The organism is Falsiroseomonas sp. E2-1-a20, from assembly GCF_051433195.1.
Taxonomy (GTDB): domain Bacteria; phylum Pseudomonadota; class Alphaproteobacteria; order Acetobacterales; family Acetobacteraceae; genus Falsiroseomonas.
The window spans coordinates 1-417 of record NZ_JBHMFT010000210.1 but is presented as its reverse complement, the minus strand read 5'-3'; the positions used below and the strand labels follow the sequence as shown (position 1 = coordinate 417).

General features: G+C 75.3%; 1 pseudogene. It reads right to left on the bottom strand.

Annotation, left to right across the window (positions count from 1 at the left end):
- Positions 1 to 303: pseudogene (locus ACFHPP_RS31405) on the bottom strand (hypothetical protein); the annotation flags it as partial.
- Between the last annotated feature and the right edge of the window lie 114 nt (positions 304 to 417).

Genomic DNA, 417 nt, shown 5'->3' with positions numbered 1-417 from the left:
ATCGGGCGCGGTGAGCCAGCGGTGCAGGGCGAGCGCGGCGCGGCCGGCCTCGAACACCCCGCCCGCCTCGGCGAGGTTTCGGGCGCCCATCATGCGGCGCGGCCGCAGCCCTTCGGTCAGGGCGGCGAGGTGCCAGGGGTCGATCAGGAACCCGTCGACCGCGGCCTGGCGGCGCACGGCGTCGAGCCGGGCGCGGTGCAGCAGCGCCGGCCGCAGCGGGTGCTGGGCGCTGGCCTGGTCGAGCCGGGCCAAGGCGGCGGCGGCGCGGGCCAGGGCGCGGAGGAGCGCGGCGTCGGCGGGCATCAAAAGGCGGCCCTTTCAGAGGGTTGCGCGATATGGGTTACCGTAGACCGGCTCGGGCGTAAAACAAGCTGAATAATCCGGCCGAGCCCCCTTCCCGCATCCTGTTGCGCCCCG